We start from the raw sequence: 19,411 nt of genomic DNA on the forward strand, positions 1-19,411 counted from the left end.
CCTGAAGAGCAAATGAGTGAGCAGGCTTGCCAGGTGCTGACAAAAACAGTCGCCCCCTGCACTATCCACAACATCCTCAAAATCCATCCCCAGGACCCTCGCCTCATGCCCGACGACATCCACTACTACGAACCCGCCCAGGGCCACGGCCTGCCCCACGACCCGTTCAATGCCATCGTCGGCCCACGCCCCATCGGCTGGATTTCCTCCCAGGACGCCGAAGGGCACCTGAACCTGGCGCCCTACAGTTTTTTCAACGCCTTCAACTACATTCCGCCGATCATCGGCTTCTGCAGCGTCGGGCGCAAAGACAGCCTGAACAACATCGAACAGACCGGCGAATTCGCCTGGAACCTGGCGACACGCCCGTTGGCCGAGCAGATGAACCAGAGCTGCGCCATGGTCGCGCCAAAGGTCAATGAATTCGAACTGGCCGGTTTGACGCCAGCGCCATCACGGGTGATCCAGGTGCCACGCGTGGCGCAAAGCCCGGTGTCCTTCGAATGCAAGGTCACCCAGATCATCCAGTTGCAGCGCGCGGACAAGGCATTGGTGCCCAGTTGGCTGATTCTCGGCGAGGTGGTCGCCGTGCATATCGCCAAATGGTTGTTGAAAGATGGGGTATACGACACCGCCGCTGCCGAGCCGATTTTGCGCGGCGGCGGGCCGGCGGATTATTTCCAGCTGGGTCCCGAGGCGCTGTTCAAGATGCACCGTCCTCAATAGCAGTGCACGACACAGCGTTTATCTGTGGGAGCAAGGCTTGCCCGCGATGAAGACAACGCGGCCTGTCTTTTGAACCGAGGTGACTGCATCGCGGGTAAGCCTTGCTCCCATAATGTTAATCTCGCGGGTTCCAGATCAGCTCGCCCTCATCGCCCACACCCTTGAGATGGGTCAACTCAATGACCGCCGCCGAGTCGGCATCAGTGGCCGTCTTGAACGTCTGATCTTCAAGCACCTTGTTAAAACGCGGCGCACCGGAACCACCAATGGCTTTGGTGGCAATCGCCGCGTAGTAGCCGCCGCCCTCTTTGGGAACGACCGCGGAAACAGCTTCGAAGGTTTCAAAGGCTTTACGTGCCATATTGCGCATCCTGGCGATGGAAAATGACGCTCATTAAACCTTCAACCCGCCAGTTTGTGTACCTTCGCCAGGCACCCTTCGGTCGCCTGGGCGGCGGACACTTCCCGGAAGGTGTGGAAATCCAGGCTGCTCACCACCAGGTCCTGTACCAGCTCGGCGAAGATCGCCATGGCCGGTGAGTTGAAATAAGCATCCATCGCCTGTTGATTGACCCAGAGCCCGGACACCAGCCACAGATCGGCGTCGCATTGCGATTGCTGCAAGGCAAAATGCAGGCATCCGGGAGCCTGGCGCGAAGGCGCGATCAGCGTACTCAGGCGTGCACCCAATGGCTTGGAGCAACCGGAACGGGCCCGCACAAAGGCCATATGACTGACGGGGATCTGTGTAGACATGTTCAACCCTCCCAGGTAATCCGTTGTGCAGCCCGGGACAGGCTGCGACAGGATCAAAGGTTAAGCGTCACGACACCAGGCTCGTTAGTCGATTCCTGCCGACCCATTGCACGATCCTGCGCGAAAGCGGGACCCAATCGGTCCTCCATCCGCGAGGATCCGGGAAAGTTGAAACAAAAGGTTTCAAGCAAGTTTTTGTCACATTAAGCCATGGTGAATCGATGCACCGTGCAGGATCAGGCAAGCTTTCGACAGGATGTGGCTACCACTGCAACTTGCACAAACATAAGCTCTGCTCATCGCTCCCCCTTTCCCGAGGATTCCGGCATGTCGCCGCTTGACCACGCCCACGTCCCGCTGGACACGTATCTGGAACAACAGCGCGCCGAACTGGCGTCGATCATCGCCCGCAATACCAGTGAAGACGGCAACTACGCCACAGCCATCGACTCGCTGAATCTGTCGCGCCACAGTCAAGCCCATCAATTCGCACCGGTGCTGGCGCGACCGGCGCTGTGCATCATGGCCCAGGGCAGCAAGCAGGTGCGCCTGGCGGATGAGTTGTTCAACTACGATCCGCTCCATTACCTGGTGGTCTCGGTCTCGATGCCCCTGAGTGGTTGCATCGCCAGCGTCTCGCCCGATCAGCCGATCCTGGCCCTGCGCCTGGACATCGATCCGGCGGAAATCACCGCGCTGATTGCCGACGCAGGCCCCCTCGGCGTACCCACGCGCCCCACCGGTCGCGGCCTGTATGTAGAACGCTTGGACACGCCGATGCTCGACGCCGTGTTGCGCCTGACGCGCTTGCTGGACAGCCCGAAAGACATCGCCATGCTTGCGCCCCTGGTGCGCCGGGAGATTCTGTACCGCCTGCTGCGCAGCCCTCAGGGCTATCGGCTGTACGAAATCGCCATTACCAATAGTCAGAGCCATCGCATCAGCCAGGCGATCAAATGGCTCAATGGCCATTTCGAGCAACCGTTGCGCATCGATGACCTGGCCCGGGAAGTGAACCTCAGCGTCTCGACCCTGCATCACCGCTTCAAGGCCATGACGGCCATGAGCCCGCTGCAATACCAGAAACAACTGCGCCTTCAGGAAGCCCGGCGACTGATGCTGGCCGAAGGGCTGGAAGCTTCGGCGGCGGGGTATCGGGTGGGGTATGAAAGCCCTTCGCAGTTCAGCCGCGAGTACAGCCGCCTGTTCGGCGCGCCGCCGCTGCGGGATCTGGCGCGGTTGCGGATGACTGTCTGAGCTGATTTTTGGGTTGGCTGTGCCGGCCTCATCGCGAGCAAGCTCGCTCCCACATTTTGACCTGTGTATGCAGGACCCTGTGGGAGCGAGCTTGCTCGCGAAAGGGCCAGAGCAGACAACGAACATCTAGCATTCAAACCGCCCGCACCACATGCTTGATCTCCTGAAACGCCGCCAGCCCCCAAGGCCCCAACTCGCGGCCCATGCTGCTCTGCTTGTAACCACCCCACGCCGCCTGGGGAAAGATCACTTGGGGGGCGTTGATCCACACCAGTCCCGCCTGCAGTGCATTGGCCACCTGTTCGGCAACTTCGGTATCGCGATTGACAACACTGGCCACCAGGCCGAAACGGCTGTCATTGGCCAGGGCAATCGCTTGCTCCAGGGAGGTGAAACGGCGCACACACAGCACCGGCCCGAAGATTTCTTCGCACCACAGCTCGCTGTCCACCGGCACGTCGGTGAAGACTGTCGGCTGTAGAAAATAGCCGCGCGGCAAATGCGCGGGGCGTTGTCCGCCGCACACCAGCGTCGCCCCGGCGCTCAAGCCCCGGTCGATATGCCCGAGCACGCGCTGGTATTGCGCCTGGTTGACCAGCGCGCCCATCTCCACGTCAGGGTCAAACGGATCAGCCACGCGAATCGCTTCGGCGCGAGTCTTGAGCCGTTGCAGGAACTCATCGGCCAACTCTTCAGCGACCAGCACGCGACTGGTGGCCGAGCACATTTGTCCCGCGTTGAAGAAACCACCACCACAGGCCAGCTCCACCGCCAGCTCCAGATCAGCGTCGGCCAGCACCAGCAGCGACGACTTGCCACCTAATTCCAGGCTGACGCCCTTCACCGTTTCCGCCGCCCGTTGCATCACCTGCACCCCCACCGCATTGCTGCCGGTAAAGGAAATCTTCGCCACGCGCGGATCTGTCGCCAGCGGCGCGCCCACGGCCAGCCCCGTGCCGCAGATCAGGTTGAACACGCCGTGGGGTAAGCCGCACTCGGCGATGATCGACGCCAGCTCCAACTCCGGCAGCGGTGTCACCTCCGAAGGTTTGAGCACCACACAACAGCCGGCAGCCAAGGCCGGGGCGAGCTTCCAGGCGGTGGTGACCATCGGGAAATTCCACGGCACGATCAAGCCCACCACACCGCAGGGTTCGCGGCGCAGGCGTGCCCTGAAGTCATCGCTGGGCAATGCCAGTGGGCTGTCCTGCCGGGCGTCCAGCCCTTCGGCCAGTTCGGCGTAATACTCGAAGGTGGCGACCACGTCGTCGACATCGATGGCCGCTTCGAACAGGGGTTTGCCGTTATTGCTCGATTGCAGATGCATCAAGCGCTCACGAGCGGCCCGCACGCCGGCGGCGATACGGCGCAGAAGCGCCCCGCGCTCGGCGCCGGTGGTGTTCGACCATTGCGCCAAAGCCTGGGTCGCCGCGTTCAAGGCCTGATCGACGGCGCGCTCATCGCCGCCATTGACCGTGGTCAGCAGCGCCTCGGTGACCGGGTTGATCACCCGCAAATGCTGATCGCCCGATGACCATTGGCCGTTGATGTACAGGCCGTACTGGGTGGTGAGGAAATTCATTGGGCCACCCCCAGCATCCAGCGCGCCTGATCGATTTCGATCAGGGTCGGGCCCTGGCGGTCGTGGGCCTCCAGCAATGCGGCGCGCAATGGCGCCACGCCGTCGACTGCCTGTGCAAAGCAGCCCAGGGCCTTGGCCACGCCAATGAAATCCGGGGTGTAGATGTCCACGCCCACCGGTTCAATGGCGCGGTTGACCATGTATTTCTTGATCTCTTCGTAACCCTGGTTATTCCACAGCAGCACGATCACTGGCACGCCTGCTTCCACGGCGCTGGCAAGCTCCGGCAGGGTGAACTGCAAGCCGCCATCACCGATCAGGCACACCACGGGCGGACGCCCCTTACCCGAATCGATGCCGCCGAGCCAGGCGCCGATGGCCGCCGGCAAGGCATAGCCGAGGGTGCCGTAGCCGGTGGAAGCATTGAACCAGCGACGTGGATGTTCCGGGTTGAAGGTCAGGTTGCCGGTGTACACCGGTTGTGTGGAGTCACCGACGAATACCGCGTCGGGCAAGGCCTGCAAAACCGTGTCGATGAACAAGGTCTGCGCGCGGGTCGCGACGTCCCAGTCCCGGTCCAGATCCGCCCGTAACCGCGCGGCACGCACCTGGCCCCAATCGCTGTTGCGCTGGGTCAGGGATTGTTGCTTCAACCCATCGAGCAAGGCCTGGCTGGCGCTGCGGGCATCGGCCACCAGCGCCAGGTGCGGCGGGTAGTTGCGCACGGTCTGGTCCGGGTCGATGTCGATGCGCAGCAATGCACCGGGGATTTCGAAGCCGCCGGCGAAGGTGATGTCGTAGTCGGTCTCGGCCAGCTCCGTGCCGATGGCCAGCACCACGTCGGCCTCGGCCACCAGTGCGCGGGTGGCCACCAGGCTTTGCGTGGAGCCGATCAGCAGAGGATGACGCGACGGCAACAAGCCTTTGGCGTTGATGGTCAATGCCACGGGGGCGCCGAGGCATTCAGCCAGTTCGGTCAGTTCGCGGGCGGCATCAATGGCGCCGCCACCGGCCAGGATCAGAGGCCGCTGGGCCTTCGCCAGCATCGCCGACATCTGCGCCACGGCACTCGGCGCGGCCCCGGCACGGCTGATGTTCACTGGCCTTGTGGCGAGCAAGGCATCGGCGTCTTCGACCAGAACGTCCAACGGAATTTCAATGTGCACCGGCCGCGGGCGACCGGCCTGGAACAAGGCGAAAGCCCGGGCCAGCACTCCCGGCAACTCAGCGGCGGACATCAGCGTGTGGGAAAACGCCGCCACGCCACTCACCAACGCGCTCTGGTTCGGCAGTTCATGGAGTTTGCCGCGCCCGCCGCCCAACTGGCTGCGGGACTGCACGCTGGAGATCACCAGCATCGGGATCGAATCGGCGTAGGCCTGGCCCATGGCGGTGGTGATGTTGGTCATGCCGGGGCCGGTGATGATGAAGCACACACCGGGCTTGCCGCTGACGCGGGCGTAGCCATCGGCCATGAAGCCGGCGCCCTGTTCGTGACGCGGCGTCACATGGCGGATGCTGGAACGGGCCAGCCCACGATACAACTCGACGGTGTGCACGCCGGGAATCCCGAACACCTGCTCCACGCCATAACCTTCGAGTAACTTGACCAATACTTCGCCGCACGTCGCCATTGCCACTGACCTTCTTGTTTTCGGGGAATGGCGTTATTGGAACGGCCAGGCCATAGCCGCAACAATGGATAAAAAGTCATACTAGCCATGTCCCTACATCATGGCTCGATTCCAAATGAAACGACTTCCTCCGCTCCCGGCGCTGCACACGTTTCTGATCACCGCCCAGTGCTGCAACTTCACCCGGGCGGCGGAACAGTTGCACATCACCCAGGGCGCGGTGAGCCGGCAGATCGCCGGGCTGGAGGAGCATTTGGGTTACCCGCTGTTCCTGCGTCAGGCACGGGGCCTGAGCCTGACGCCGCAGGGACAGGCGTGGTTGCCACGGGTGCAACAGGTGTTCGGCCTGATCGCGGAAGCGGTGGAGCAGATCGGCGAGAAACGCCAGAGCGTGCGACTCAAGGCGCCGACCTGCGTGCTGCGCTGGCTGATGCCGCGTTTGCTGCAATGGCAAAAGGTACGACCGGACATACCGGTGGAGTTGACCACCACCGTCCGCCACGGCGTGGATTTCCAGCGCGAAACCTTCGACGCCGCGGTGGTCTACGGGCCGCCGCCCGCGCCTTCATTGACGAGCCTGCACTTGTTCGACGAACAACTGACACCGGTGTGTTCGCGTCCACTGCTTGAAGGTCCGGTGCCGCTGCGCTCACCCGCCGACCTGCAACACCATCTGCTGCTTCATCCCACCAGTGACGAGCGCGACTGGAACGCCTGGCTGGAGGCTGCGCAGGTGCAACTGAGCAACGTCAGCAAAGGCCAGCATTTCGAAACCCTGGACCTGGCGATGTCCATGGCCTCCCAAGGCACGGGCGTGGCGATTGGCGACTGGTCGCTGATCGGCGACGACCTGAACGCCGGGCGACTGGTGATGCCCTTCGAACTGAAGGTCAGGACCGGGTTGGCCTATCACCTGGTGTATCCGCGCAAGCCCGGAGCGTCGGAGCAGTTGCAGGCGCTGATGGAGTGGTTGGTGGAGCAGGCGCAGACACGGTAGGAGCCTTGTGCCATCCCCTGTGGCGAGGGAGCTTGCTCCCGCTGGATTGCGAAGCAATCCCATAATCTATCCAACCACCTGGGTCTCTCAGGCTGAACCCTAGGGGGCTGCTTCGCAGCCCAGCGGGAGCAATCTCCCTCGCCACAAAAAACTAGGAAGACCGTTTATCAGAGCACGTTAGGCACCTGCACCGGCTCGATCTGCGCCCAATGCGAGGTGTCTTCGCGATGCTGCTGCAAGTAGGGCAACACCGCCCCCAGCAACGGTTCCTTGAACGCGTCTTGAAACCGGTGGGCCAGGCCCGGTATCAGCTTCAGGCGGCTGCCACGGATGTGCGCCGCCAGGTGCACACCGTGCATCACCGGCAACAACGGGTCCGCGGTGCCATGAACCACCAGGGTCGGCACGCGCAGTTGATTGAGCAGCGCCACCCGGCTCGGCTCGGCCATGATCGCCATGATCTGGCGTTGCACGCCTTCGGGGTTGAAGGCCCGGTCATAGGCCTGGGCGGCCTGATGCAACAGCACCTGACGATCATCCACCACCATCGGACTGCCCAGGGCGGCCAGCAGATCGGCCTGTTGTTCCAGGGCCACTTCACGATTCGGCGCACTGCGCCGGGACAACAGCTGCACCAGGGTTTCGCTGGGTGCCGGCAGGCCTTCGGCACCCGAGCTGGTCATGATCAGGGTCAGGCTCTCCACCCGCTGCGGCGCCATGGCCGCCATGTGCTGGGCGATCATCCCGCCCATGCTCACCCCCAGTACGTGAAAGCTTTGCACCTGCAACGCGTCCATCAACCCCAAGCCGTCGTCGGCCATGTCGGTCAAGGTGTAGGGAGCGGCCACGGGCAGGCCCAGCTTGTAGCGCAAGGCTTCAAAGGCCAGGTTGGCGCTGCCGGGCGCCTGACGCCAGGCGGACAAGCCCACGTCGCGGTTGTCGTAGCGAATCACCCGAAAGCCCTGCTCGCACAGGGCCGCCACCACCTCGTCCGGCCAATGTATCAACTGCCCGCCCAAGCCCATCACCAGCAACAACGCCGGGTCGGAGGCACGGCCGATGCTCTGGTACGCCAGGCTGACCTGATCCAGATCGACCCGTTGGGTCGCAACGTTGACATCACATCGAGAAGCCGCAATCGACGGCAGGCCGAACAACAACGCGGCCAGAAAGATAAATACACGCATGAAGAAACACCAAAACGCAGAACCCCAGTAGAGCGCGAGTCTGATGAAGTTTGTTCAAGCGCGCTGCCACAGTTGCGTGACAGTTTGATGAAGATTGCCGAGTGGTCGCTCCACCCGGTCAAATGAAGCAAAGCAGAGCACTCCCCCTGACCTGTGAGAGTATTCGGGCTTCAGGCCAACTGACTGCGCAACTGCCGCGCCGCCGCCACCATGTTCACCAACGCCGCTTCTGTCTCCGGCCACGCCCGGGTCTTCAGGCCGCAATCGGGGTTGACCCACAGCCGGTCCGCCGCAATCCTCTTCACCGCCTTGCTCATCAACGCCACCATCTCGGCCGTGTCCGGCACCCGTGGCGAGTGGATGTCGTAGACACCCGGGCCGATATCGTTGGGATACTCGAACGCTTCGAAAGCCTGCAGCAACTCCATGTCCGAACGCGAGGTTTCAATGGTGATCACGTCGGCGTCCATGTCGGCGATGGCCTTGATCACATCATTGAACTCGCTGTAGCACATGTGGGTGTGGATCTGGGTTTCGTCGCTTACACCCGATGCGCTCAAGCGGAAGGCCTCCACGGCCCAGTCCAGGTACGCCTGCCATTGCCCGCGTCGCAGAGGCAAGCCTTCGCGGAAGGCGGCCTCGTCGATCTGCACGATTTTGATCCCGGCCTTTTCCAGGTCCAGCACTTCGTCACGCAGGGCCAGGGCCAGTTGTTGCGCCTGAACCTGACGCGAGACGTCCTCGCGAGGGAACGACCACATCAGCATGGTCACGGGGCCGGTGAGCATGCCCTTCATCACCTTGTCGGTCAGGCTCTGGGCGTAGCGGATCCAGTCGACGGTCATCGCTTTCGGGCGGCTGATGTCGCCGTAGATGATTGCCGGCTTCACACAACGCGAACCGTAGCTCTGGACCCAGCCGAAACGGGTGAAGGCATAGCCGTCCAGTTGTTCGGCGAAATATTCCACCATGTCGTTGCGTTCGGCTTCGCCATGTACCAGCACATCCAGGCCCAGGCGTTCCTGGATCTGCACGGCATGGCGGATCTCAGTGTGCATGGCGTCCTGATAATCGTTGGCCGACAGCTTGCCTTGCTTGTAGGCCTGGCGCGCCAGGCGAATCGCCGGAGTCTGCGGGAAGGAACCGATGGTGGTGGTGGGAAAGGCCGGCAGTTTCAGACGGGCGCGCTGCTGCTCCATGCGCTGGGCAAACGGCGAGCGTCGCTGGCTGTCCTGTGGTCGTATCGCGGCGAGGCGGGCCTGAACCTCGGCTTTGTGAATGCGTGTCGAGCCGGCACGACGAGCATGCACGTCGCGGCTGTCGGCCAAGGCGTGTTGCACACCGGGTGCCTGTGGATCGTTGAGCGCATCACGCAGTACCGCCACTTCACCGCATTTCTGCACGGCAAAGGCCAGCCAGCTCTTGAGTTCAGGGTCCAGTCGGTCTTCACGCTCCAGGTCCACGGGGCTGTGCAACAGTGAGCAAGAGGTGCTGACCCAGAGGTTGTCGCCAAAACGCTCCTGGGCCGGCTGTAATTGCGCCAGGGCCTGTTCCAGTTCACAGCGCCAGACGTTGCGGCCATTGACCAACCCCACCGACAGGATTTTGTAGGTCGGCAGTCGATCGAGCACCTGACCCAGTTGTTCCGGCGCCCGTACCGCGTCGATGTGCAAACCGTCCACCGGCAGGCTCACCGCCAGGCCGAGGTTGTCTTCCAGACCACTGAAATAGGTCGCCACCAGCTTTTTCAACGGCGAATACTGAAGGATGTGATAAGCCCGCTCGAACGCGCTTTTCCAGGCCAGGGGCAGGTCGAGGGTGAGGATCGGCTCGTCGATCTGCACCCATTCAACGCCCTGGGCCTTGAGGCGATTGAGGATTTCACCGTAGACCGGCAACAGACGTTCAAGCAGGTCGAGCTTGTCGAAGTCCTCGCCCTTGGCCTTGCCCAGCCACAGATACGTCAAAGGGCCGATGATCACCGGTTTGACCCGATGTCCCAGGGCATGGGCCTCGTCCACTTCCTCGAACAATTGCTCCCAACTCAGGGCGAAGCGCTGGTCGGCGGAAAACTCCGGGACCAGATAGTGGTAGTTGGTGTCGAACCACTTGGTCAGTTCCTGAGCGTATTGGGCTTGCCCGTGATCAGCTCCGCAGCAGGCAGCAGTGGCGCCTCGGGCCATGGCGAACAGGGTGTCGAGGGTCGGCTTGGCCTGGGCGTCGAGGGTGTTGTGGAATCGCGACGGGACGGCACCCAGGGTCAAAGTGTGGCTGAGCACCTGGTCGTACCAGGCGAAATCACCGACCGGCAGCAGGTCGATGCCGGCCTCTTTCTGCAGTTGCCAGTGCCGGGCCCGCAGTTCACGGCCCACCGCTTGCAGCGCGGCCGGTGCCAGGTCGCCCTTCCAGTAGGCTTCGAGGGCTTTTTTCAGTTCGCGGTCGGCGCCGATGCGAGGAAAACCTAAGGTGTGGGCCAGGGCCATGGTGTGTGTCCTCCTGTAAAAGATGGCGCCATTGTCGACAGCCAGCCCCACATGAGACAAACTCAACCTTTTCGTGTTGATCACGAGTTTTACTCATGGAGCCCACGGTGCTTGAAATCCGCCACCTCAAGACCCTGCATGCCCTGCGCGAAGCCGATAGCCTGGTCGAAGCCGCCGAACGCCTGCACCTGACCCAGTCCGCCCTTTCCCACCAGTTCAAGGAACTGGAAGAACGCCTGGGCATGCAGCTATTCGTGCGCAAGACCAAACCGGTGCGTTTCACCAGTGCCGGCCTGCGCCTGCTGCAACTGGCCGACGCCACCCTGCCGTTGCTGCGCAGCGCCGAGCGGGACATCGGTCGGTTGGCCGGAGGCACCGCCGGGCGCTTGCACATGGCCATCGAGTGCCACAGTTGCTTTCAGTGGCTGATGCCCACCATCGACCAGTTCCGCGACGCCTGGCCGGAAGTCGAGCTGGACCTGGCCTCGGGCTTCGCCTTCGCCCCACTGCCGGCCCTGGCCCGGGGCGACCTGGACCTGGTGGTGACCTCCGACCCGCTGGAACTGGCGGGCATCACCTACGTGCCGCTGTTCACCTACGAAGCGATGCTCGCCGTGGCCAACCAGCACCGACTGGCGAACAAACCCTACATCGTGCCCGAAGACCTGGTCAGCGAAACCCTGATCACCTACCCGGTGGAGCGCGATCGCCTGGACATCTTCACCCGTTTCCTGGAACCGGCCGACATCGAACCGGCCCAGGTGCGCACGTCTGAACTGACGGTGATGATGATGCAACTGGTGGCCAGCGGTCGTGGCGTCTGCGGCATGCCCCATTGGGCACTGCATGAATACAGCTCGCGGGGCTACGTGAAGGCCAAGCGACTGGGAGAGAAAGGTTTGTTCGCCACGCTGTATGCCGCCGTGCGCACCGACATGCTCGATGCGCCCTACATGCGCGACTTTCTGCTGACGGCCAAGGACACTTCGTTTTCGACCCTCGACGGCGTCAGTGCCGTGCGCTGAGTGCTTTTGTGGCGAGGGAGCTTGCTCCCGCTCGATTGCGCAGCAATCGCAAAAAATGGGGCCGCTGCGCAGCCCAGCGGGAGCAAGCTCCCTCGCCACAAAAACTCGACAACCCTCATTCATCAAAAACTCGAGAACTCATCTCTGAGCGACTCAGAGCTCTAGCCACATATGGATCTTGTCGAGGTAGTCCNAAACTCGACAACCCTCATTCATCAAAAACTCGAGAACTCATCTCTGAGCGACTCAGAGCTCTAGCCACATATGGATCTTGTCGAGGTAGTCCTCGTCCACCCGTATCGCCATCGGCTCCAGGCCGTACAGCACGAAACCGCAGCGCTGGTAGAGCCTGACGGCAGGATCGTTGCCGGCGGTGACGGTCAGTTGCACCAGCCGTAAAAACGAATGGCGTCGGGCTTCTTCGAGTGCCGCCTGCACCAGTTGGTAGCCGAGGCCAGCATGGCGATGAGAGTCAGCGACGTACATGCCGAACAACGTGGCCTTGTGCCGGGCTTTTTCCCGCGGCTCCAGGGACAGCCCGACAATGCCCACCAGTTCATGCTCGACAAACGCCCCCACCAACACATCCAGCCGACTGCTCAGACGTGATTCCCACCACCTCATGGGCATCGCCGCTCGCTCGCTGACGCTGGAGGTGAAAGCTTGGGGATGAAGCGCGTAGGCCTGGAGCATCAGGTCGCGATACGCCTGGGCATCACCCGCTGCAAGCCGTCGAATGTTCACGCCGAACGCCGTTGTTCAAGCATCAGGCGCAACGCCAGCGCGCCGAGCACAAACCCCATGAAGTAGCGCTGCGCCGCCAACCAGGTGGGGTTATGGACGAACCAGGAGGCAATGCCGGCGGCGAACAAGGCAATCAGCAGGTTGACGCTGAAACTGACGCTGATCTGGGTCAGCCCGAGGATGATGCTCTGGGTGAACAACGAGCCGTGTTCCGGGCTGATGAACTGCGGGAACACCGACAGGTAAAACACTGCAATCTTTGGATTCAGGGCACTGGTGAGGAACCCCATGGTGATCAGCTTGCGCGTCGAGTCCGCCGGCAGTTGCTGGGCCTGGAACGGCGAACGTGCGCCGGGCTTGACTGCCTGCCAGGCCAGCCACAACAGGTACAGCGCGCCGGCCCATTTCAACGCCTCATAGGCCATGGGCACCGCCAGGAACACCGCCGTCAGCCCCGCCGCCGCGGCAAACATGTGCACGAAGAAGCCCGCCACCACCCCCAGCAGGGAGGTGACGCCGGCCTTGCGGCCCTGGCAGATCGAACGGGAAATCAGGTAGATCATGTTCGGGCCGGGCGTGAGCACCATCAGCAACGCGGCGGCGGCGAAAATCAGCAGGTCCGGCAATGGAATCATGGGCGTCAGTCCTTGAGTCTGGGGTCAGCACGTCTCGAGAAGGCTGGCTCGATAAAACGGCAGGATCACCTCGCCTGTCAACGGCGCCAGCAGCAGATCGCTGTCACTGGCCGGGTCGATCCAGCGCACTTCTTCAATCTCGGCGGCGGGAGAAACCGGCGCATCGATGCTCAGTAAAAAAACGTCAGCCTGCACGACAAAACCCGGCTCGTTGGCGGCCGGGGCACTGAACGCCCCCAGGTAACGGGCCTGTGCCGGATCAATCGTCAAGCCAAGCTCTTCGTCCAGCTCACGGGCCAAGGCCTGGACCGGTTGCTCATGGGCCTCGATCTTGCCGCCCGGCTGCATGAAGGCCTGGGTGCCGCGCTTGCGCACCAGTAAGGTCCGGCCGTCCGGTCCGATCAACAGAGCGGCGGCGATGCGGATGATGGGAGTGGTCATGATGAAATGCCCTGGGCAGAAAAATGCTCGCAAGGGTACAGAGCGCAGCGACGGGAGCAAAGCCCGGCGCCGCCTTCAGACGCCACACAAAACCACTGTGGGAGCAGTTTTTGTGGGAGCCAAGCTCGCTCCCACAGGATGACTGTACTCTCAGTCAGATCTGCATCACCCCAACATCGGCTTCGGCACCGAAGGGTCTGCCTCTTCGGGGATTTTGACGAACACGCTGTAGCGCGCCCCTTCCATCGCTTCGAAAGCAATGAGCTTTTCCACCAGAGGCGCGCTCAGCACCTTGCCGGCGTTGAGCAACAGCATGCCGTTGTCGGCGTTGAGGTTGCGCGCCAGGATCATGCCGGCCGTCAGGTCGCGGGTTGTCATGACCTGCACCGTCGGATCCGACAAGGTCACGTCGTCCAGGTATTCACCACACGCCTTGATGAAGTCCTCCACCATGCCCGGGTCGTACAGTTTGCCGGCGTATTTGCGGATGTAGACCAGCGCCTCATCGCTGTTCATCTGCCGCTCCAGGATCAACCCGCGCTGCAGTTCGATGAAGTCCACCGCCAGTTTCAACAGCCGCGAACCGAACGGAATGGCCTCGCCTCGCAGATGGTCGGGAAAACCGCTGCCGTCCCAACGTTCCTGGTGATGGAGGATGATGCGCGCGGCGTCTTTCATCGGGTCCAGGGTCATCAGCAGCGACTCGCTCTGCTTCGGATAGGCCCGGTAGAGATCAAGCTCGGTGTGGTGCAGCATGTCGGCGGGCGTGACCATCATGTTGTCGGTCCAGCTCAATTTGCCGATGTTGTAGAGCGCCGCGGCCATGGTCAGGTCGCGGTCGGTGGACTCGTCCAGAAAGTGCAGCCTGCTGTAGACCCGGATCAGCTCGATGATCTGCCGGTTGGTCTGCTTGGCCTTGGGCAGGCGCAGGTTGGCGATCAGCGAAAACACTTCGGTGCCGGTCACATAGCTGCGCTTGAGCTCGTCATAGGCCAGGTCGAGCATGTCGGCGGTCTGCTGCAGCTCGGCGGTGCGCGACGCCACGCGTTTTTCCAGGGTGGTGTTGAGTATCCGCAGCTGTTCGTTCTGTTCACGGTTCAGCGCTTCGAGGCGCTGGCGCTCGCTTTCGGAGTGCTGGTGCGCCAGGGCCTGACGCAGGGCCTGCACCAGTTCCTCGTCGTTCCAGGGTTTGCTGAGGTAGCGATACAACTGCCCCTCGTTGATGGCCTTGGTCATCATGTCCACATCGGCATAACCGGTGAGCAGGATGCGCAAGGTCGATGGATAAAGCTTGCGAATCTGCGCCAACAAAGTGGCGCCGTCCATGTTGGGCATGCGGGCATCGGTCATGACCAGGTCGACCGGCCGCTCCTTGAGGATTTCCAGGGCTTTGGCGCCACTGTCAGCCAGCAGGATTTCGTACGGCTGGCTGCGCAATAACCGACGCAGGCTATTGAGAATCGACTCTTCATCATCGACCAACAGTACCGTCGGCTTCCTGACCGGTACATCCTGCGATTGATCTTCCATTGGACCCCCCTCCTGTTAACGACACCTGTTCTACGCTACCCCCGAATTAGAGGCTAGTAGATTGCGTGAATTTAGACACGATTTTGCCTTGACCGGCCGAGCGCATCTCAATGAGACAGCTATGCTGTAGACCATGAAGGGCCAAGTACAGGCCAGAATACTCATGCCAACGGAAGGGATATCAGATGTATCCACGGTTCAACAGTCAGCATCGCGACGGTGCACGGCCATGAGCCTGCCGACGGAAAGGGCCAACCGGCGGATCCTGATCGTCGATGACACTCCGACGATCCACGAGGATTTTCGTAAGATCCTCAGCCCCCATGCTACCCCCGAGGACAGCCTGAGCAGCGCTGAAGCAGCCCTGTTCGGCGCGCCTGTGGCGGTTGCCAGCCAGAGTTTCGTGCTCGATTCGGCCTTCCAGGGCATGGAAGCCCTGAACAAGGTCGAATCTGCCTTGGCCGAGGGCAAACCCTACGCCATGGCGTTCATCGACATGCGTATGCCCCCTGGCTGGGACGGCCTTGAAACCATCGAACGGCTATGGCGCGTCGACCCCAAGCTGCAAGTGGCGCTGTGCACCGCCTATTCCGATTATTCCTGGGAAGACATCGCCGAGCGCCTCGAACTGGGCGACCGCCTGCTCATCCTGAAAAAACCCTTCGATGCCATCGAGATCCGCCAGATGGCCAGTACCCTGACCGTCAAATGGCAGATGACCGAAGACGCGGCGCTGAAAATGGACATGCTCGAACGCGCGGTGCAGGAGCGCACGCGGGAGCTGGCCGACGCCAACATCATCGTGCAGAACAGCCCGACCATCCTGTACCGCCTGCGTGGCGAGCCGCCGTTCGCGCTGATGTACATTTCCCACAACATCACCAAGTTCGGCCACGCGGCGGCGCAACTGGTCAACTCGCCGGATTGGGCGCAAACCCTGATCCATCCCGACGACCAAAGCAAGATCGACGACGCCATGGTCCGCGTCTTGAACCGCGACACGGCGGGGGCGTCCATCGAGTTCCGCATGCGCACGGGCGACGGCACGTTCCGCTGGGTGGAAAACCGCTACATTCCGGTGCGCAACGAACAGGGCCTGCTGCTGGAAGTGGAAGGCATCATTCTTGACATCACCGAACGCAAGCTGGCCGAGGAGAAAATCGCCCTGCTGGCCCGCACCGACGGCCTGACCGGGCTGGCCAACCGCGCCACCATGATCGAGCGCCTGCATCAAGCCTTTGCCGCGGCTCGCCGGGGAGCGGCGCCGTTTGCGATGTTTTACCTGGACCTGGACCATTTCAAGCGGATCAACGACACCCTGGGTCACCCGATCGGCGACCTGCTGCTGCAGGAGGTCGCCGCACGCATCAAGGGCTGTACACGGGAAAACGACGTGGTAGCGCGCCTGGGTGGCGACGAGTTCGCCATCCTGCAACTGGATGTCCACGAAGCGACCCATTGCGCCGCACTGGCCGCCAAGATCCGGGATGCCCTGGTGGCGCCCTATTCCCTGGACGGCAACGAAGTGCGGATCTCCGTGAGCATCGGCATCAGCCTGTATTCCTCCCAGAGCCAAAGCGCCGACAGCCTGATGGCACAGTCCGACATGGCCTTGTACCGGTCCAAGGAAAAGGGCCGCAACCAGTACCATTTCCATAGCGAGGAGATTAATCAGGAAGTCACCGACCGCGTCGCCCTGGCCAATGACCTGCGCCAGGCCATCGAAAACAACGAGCTGCATTTGCACTACCTGCCGGAGGTCGACCTGGGCACTGGCAAAATCCTGGGCATGGGCGTGCAAGTGCGCTGGAACCACCCTGAGCGCGGCTGGCTGGAGCCGGCATCGTTCATGCCGGCCGCCGAGAAGACCGGGATCATCGTTGGCCTGGGGCATTGGGTGCTGGACCAGGCCTGTCAACAGATGCGCCAGTGGCGTGACCAGGGCATGGCGCCCCCGGTGATCGCCATCGACCTGTCCCTGACGCAACTCAAGACCGGTCCCGAGCTGATCTATGACGTGCTGCGTACCACCGCCCGCTGGGAACTGGCCCCTTGGGACCTGCGCTTTGATGTCACCGAAGCCACCCTGGCGCAAACCAAGTGGACCCACAACGACGTGCTGCCACGTCTGTGCGAACTGGGCGTACAAATTGCCATCGATGATTTCGGCACCGAGTACTCCTCGTTCGATTACCTCAAGACCTACCGGGTCAACCATCTCAAGCTCGCCCAACGGTTTCTCGACAGCGCCAACGCCGACCCCGAGAACGCAATGACGCTGCGAGCGATCATCAATTTCGCCCGGGATGTGGGCATCGGGATCATTGCCGAGGGCGTCGAAACCCAGGAGCAACGCACCACGCTGATGTCCAGCGGCGGGTCGATGCAGGCCCAGGGGCATTACTTCAGCACTGCCGTAGACAGTGGGCAAGCCAGCGAACTGCTCAAGGCCGGCACCATCGTTCCCGTGACGGACCATTGGACCCGGCCTGCCAGCCAGTTATCGGAGAGCAACCCATGAACCCCATGTCGGTGCCGGCGAACAGGCGAATCCTGGTGGTGGACGACACGCCGGCGATCCACCAGGACTTCCGCAAGATCCTCAGCCCGGGCGCCGGTAGCGACGACTCGCTGGACGACACTGAAAGCCTGCTGTTTGGCACACCCCAGGTCAGCCGTCTGCAATTTCAGATCGATTCGGCCTATCAGGGCGAAGAGGCGTTGGAACTGGTCAAGCGCGCCCAGGCCGAAGGCCAGCCCTATGCGCTGGTGTTCGCCGACATGCGCATGCCGCCGGGCTGGGACGGCCTGCAAACCATCGAGCGTTTGTGGGAGGCCGACCCACGGCTGCAAATCGCGCTGTGCACGGCGTTTTCGGATTATTCCTGGGAAACCATGTCCGAACGCATCGAGTTCGACGATCAGTTGCTGATCCTGAAGAAACCCTTCGACACCCTGGAAATCCGCCAGATGGCCAGTGCCATGACCTGGAAATGGCAACTGGCCCAGGATGCGGCGAGAAAAATGCGCAGTCTGGAGCGCACCATCGAGGAACGGGTCCAGGAGTTGCTGAAAGTCTCCCACTTGCTGCAATACGACGTACTCACCGAGCTACCCAACAGCATGTTGCTCGGTGATCGCCTGACCCAGGCCATGGCCCAGTGCCGTCGCCACGACCGGCAACTGGCGGTGATGTTCATCGGCATGGACCGTTTCAAGCGTATCAATAACGCACTGGGGCACCCGGTGGGCGACGAAATGCTCAAGCGGGTGGCCCGGGCGCTGGCAACGGTGGTGCGTGAATCCGACTCGGTGTTTCGCTACGGCTCCGATGAGTTCGTGGTGATACTGGGAGACATCACCGACTCGCAACAGACCAAAGGCGTGGCCGACAAACTGCTGACGGCCATCAGCACGCCCCACCCCATCGACGGACACGACCTGACCGTTACCGCAAGCCTGGGCATCAGCATGTATCCGGCCGACGGTTTCGATGCCGTGGCGTTGATCAAAAAAGCCGAAACGGCGATGCGCAACGTCAAGGAAACCGGCCCCAACGACTACCGTTTTTTCACTGAAGACATGAACCGTCGGGCGCGACAGCAGCAAACCATCGAATCGGGCCTGCGCCTGGCCTTGCAACGCAAGGAGTTCGTGCTGCACTACCAGCCCAAGATCGATCTGAGGAGCGGCAAAGTGGTCGGCGCCGAAGCGCTGGTGCGCTGGAACCGGCCTGACATCGGCTTGATCTATCCATCGGACTTCATCCCCGTGGCCGAAGACAGCGGCCTGATCGTCCCGCTGAGCCAATGGGTGCTCCAGGAAGCCTGCCAGCAGGCCTGTCGCTGGCAAGCCGATGGCATGCGCCCGCTCTACCTGTCGGTCAACGTCTCCACCATCGATTTTCGCCAGCGCGGTTTCGTCGAAGGCATCGCCCGGACCCTCAAGGAAACCGGTCTCGACCCGACACAGTTAGAACTGGAGATCACCGAAAGCGTACTGATGCAGAACGTCGACACCACCGTCGCCATCCTCAAGGCCGTCAAGCGCCTGGGAATACGGCTGGCCATCGACGATTTCGGCACCGGCTACTCGAGCCTGAGCTACCTGCAGAAATTTCCGGTGGATGTGTTGAAGATCGATCAGTCGTTCGTCGGCGACCTGAGCATCGACAGTAATGACGCAAAGCTGGTGAGCACCATCATCAGCCTGGGCAAGAGCCTGAACCTGCACATCATTGCCGAAGGCGTGGAAACCCTTGAGCAACTGGAGTTCCTCAAGGCTCACCAGTGCGAGGAAGCCCAGGGGTACTACTTCAGCAAGGCCGTGGAGCCACAAGCCTTTGCCCTGTGGATGAGCGAGTGGGAACAACACCACAACCCGTTTGCGTGAACACACCTGAGTTCCATCAACC

General features: G+C 62.0%; 16 protein-coding genes. 6 read left to right on the plus strand and 10 right to left on the minus strand.

Features of this window, described 5'->3' with window-relative positions:
* The first annotated feature begins 105 nt into the window (after window positions 1–105).
* Window positions 106–726, plus strand: a complete 621-nt coding sequence (locus MKS85_RS26500; protein WP_107321946.1) for a flavin reductase family protein — start codon at window positions 106–108, stop codon at window positions 724–726.
* 115 nt (window positions 727–841) lie between these two features.
* On the opposite strand, the gene MKS85_RS26505 is transcribed toward MKS85_RS26500, so the two are convergent.
* Together MKS85_RS26505 and MKS85_RS26510 are read right to left on the minus strand one after the other, a co-directional pair.
* Window positions 842–1,087: a hypothetical protein gene (locus tag MKS85_RS26505; RefSeq protein WP_310663166.1), complete on the minus strand. Its 246-nt coding sequence runs from the start codon at window positions 1,085–1,087 to the stop codon at window positions 842–844.
* A 41-nt stretch (window positions 1,088–1,128) separates the two neighbouring features.
* Window positions 1,129–1,482 (minus strand): putative quinol monooxygenase, encoded by a 354-nt coding sequence (locus MKS85_RS26510; protein WP_107321945.1) that lies wholly within the window; start codon window positions 1,480–1,482, stop codon window positions 1,129–1,131.
* A gap of 327 nt (window positions 1,483–1,809) precedes the next feature.
* Between MKS85_RS26510 and MKS85_RS26515 the strand changes: the two genes are divergently transcribed.
* Window positions 1,810–2,739 carry an AraC family transcriptional regulator gene (locus MKS85_RS26515; protein WP_047230390.1) on the plus strand — a complete coding sequence of 310 codons (930 nt, stop codon included), beginning with the start codon at window positions 1,810–1,812 and terminating at the stop codon, window positions 2,737–2,739.
* A 133-nt stretch (window positions 2,740–2,872) separates the two neighbouring features.
* Here MKS85_RS26515 and MKS85_RS26520 read toward each other — a convergent pair whose 3' ends face one another.
* Complete coding sequence (locus tag MKS85_RS26520; protein WP_310663167.1) at window positions 2,873–4,321, minus strand: aldehyde dehydrogenase family protein; 1,449 nt, start codon at window positions 4,319–4,321, stop codon at window positions 2,873–2,875.
* Window positions 4,318–5,955 (minus strand): 5-guanidino-2-oxopentanoate decarboxylase, encoded by a 1,638-nt coding sequence (locus tag MKS85_RS26525; protein WP_188250908.1) that lies wholly within the window; start codon window positions 5,953–5,955, stop codon window positions 4,318–4,320. Before MKS85_RS26525 ends, MKS85_RS26520 begins: the two co-directional genes overlap by 4 nt.
* 115 nt (window positions 5,956–6,070) lie before the next feature.
* Between MKS85_RS26525 and MKS85_RS26530 the strand changes: the two genes are divergently transcribed.
* Window positions 6,071–6,952 (plus strand): LysR substrate-binding domain-containing protein, encoded by an 882-nt coding sequence (locus MKS85_RS26530; protein WP_188250909.1) that lies wholly within the window; start codon window positions 6,071–6,073, stop codon window positions 6,950–6,952.
* A 167-nt stretch (window positions 6,953–7,119) separates the two neighbouring features.
* Here the strand turns inward: MKS85_RS26530 and MKS85_RS26535 are convergent, their stop codons facing one another.
* On the minus strand, window positions 7,120–8,139 hold the full coding sequence (locus MKS85_RS26535; protein WP_188250910.1) for an alpha/beta fold hydrolase: 1,020 nt from the start codon (window positions 8,137–8,139) through the stop codon (window positions 7,120–7,122).
* Window positions 8,140–8,309: 170 nt separating this feature from the next.
* A complete protein-coding gene (gene metE / locus MKS85_RS26540) occupies window positions 8,310–10,622 on the minus strand; it encodes a 5-methyltetrahydropteroyltriglutamate--homocysteine S-methyltransferase (RefSeq protein ID WP_188250911.1) in 2,313 nt (770 codons plus the stop codon).
* Between the two features lie 107 nt (window positions 10,623–10,729).
* On the opposite strand from metE, the gene metR reads away from it, so the two are divergent.
* Window positions 10,730–11,647, plus strand: a complete 918-nt coding sequence (metR, locus tag MKS85_RS26545; protein ID WP_047230407.1) for a transcriptional regulator MetR — start codon at window positions 10,730–10,732, stop codon at window positions 11,645–11,647.
* Window positions 11,648–11,893: 246 nt separating this feature from the next.
* On the opposite strand, the gene MKS85_RS26550 is transcribed toward metR, so the two are convergent.
* The 4 genes from MKS85_RS26550 to MKS85_RS26565 all read right to left on the minus strand — a co-directional run bounded on the left by MKS85_RS26550 (window position 11,894) and on the right by MKS85_RS26565 (window position 14,997).
* Window positions 11,894–12,391, minus strand: a complete 498-nt coding sequence (locus MKS85_RS26550) for a GNAT family N-acetyltransferase (RefSeq protein WP_188250912.1) — start codon at window positions 12,389–12,391, stop codon at window positions 11,894–11,896.
* A complete protein-coding gene (locus tag MKS85_RS26555) occupies window positions 12,388–13,026 on the minus strand; it encodes a LysE family translocator (RefSeq protein WP_188250913.1) in 639 nt (212 codons plus the stop codon). Before MKS85_RS26555 ends, MKS85_RS26550 begins: the two co-directional genes overlap by 4 nt.
* Window positions 13,027–13,050: 24 nt before the next feature.
* On the minus strand, window positions 13,051–13,467 hold the full coding sequence (locus MKS85_RS26560) for an NUDIX domain-containing protein (RefSeq protein WP_047230398.1): 417 nt from the start codon (window positions 13,465–13,467) through the stop codon (window positions 13,051–13,053).
* 165 nt (window positions 13,468–13,632) lie between these two features.
* Window positions 13,633–14,997: an HD domain-containing phosphohydrolase gene (locus MKS85_RS26565; RefSeq protein WP_047230399.1), complete on the minus strand. Its 1,365-nt coding sequence runs from the start codon at window positions 14,995–14,997 to the stop codon at window positions 13,633–13,635.
* A 229-nt stretch (window positions 14,998–15,226) separates the two neighbouring features.
* Here MKS85_RS26565 and MKS85_RS26570 point away from each other — a divergent pair, with 229 nt between their 5' ends.
* Window positions 15,227–17,518: an EAL domain-containing protein gene (locus MKS85_RS26570; RefSeq protein ID WP_188250914.1), complete on the plus strand. Its 2,292-nt coding sequence runs from the start codon at window positions 15,227–15,229 to the stop codon at window positions 17,516–17,518.
* The gene (locus MKS85_RS26575; RefSeq protein ID WP_160893306.1) at window positions 17,515–19,389 is read left to right on the plus strand and encodes a bifunctional diguanylate cyclase/phosphodiesterase; all 1,875 of its coding nucleotides are present in this window, start codon (window positions 17,515–17,517) and stop codon (window positions 19,387–19,389) included. The genes MKS85_RS26570 and MKS85_RS26575 overlap by 4 nt, the downstream gene beginning before the upstream one ends.
* The last annotated feature ends 22 nt before the right edge of the window (window positions 19,390–19,411 follow it).

The sequence above is a fragment of the Pseudomonas sp. JL2 genome (genome assembly GCF_031570495.1).
Lineage (GTDB): Bacteria > Pseudomonadota > Gammaproteobacteria > Pseudomonadales > Pseudomonadaceae > Aquipseudomonas > Aquipseudomonas rhizophila.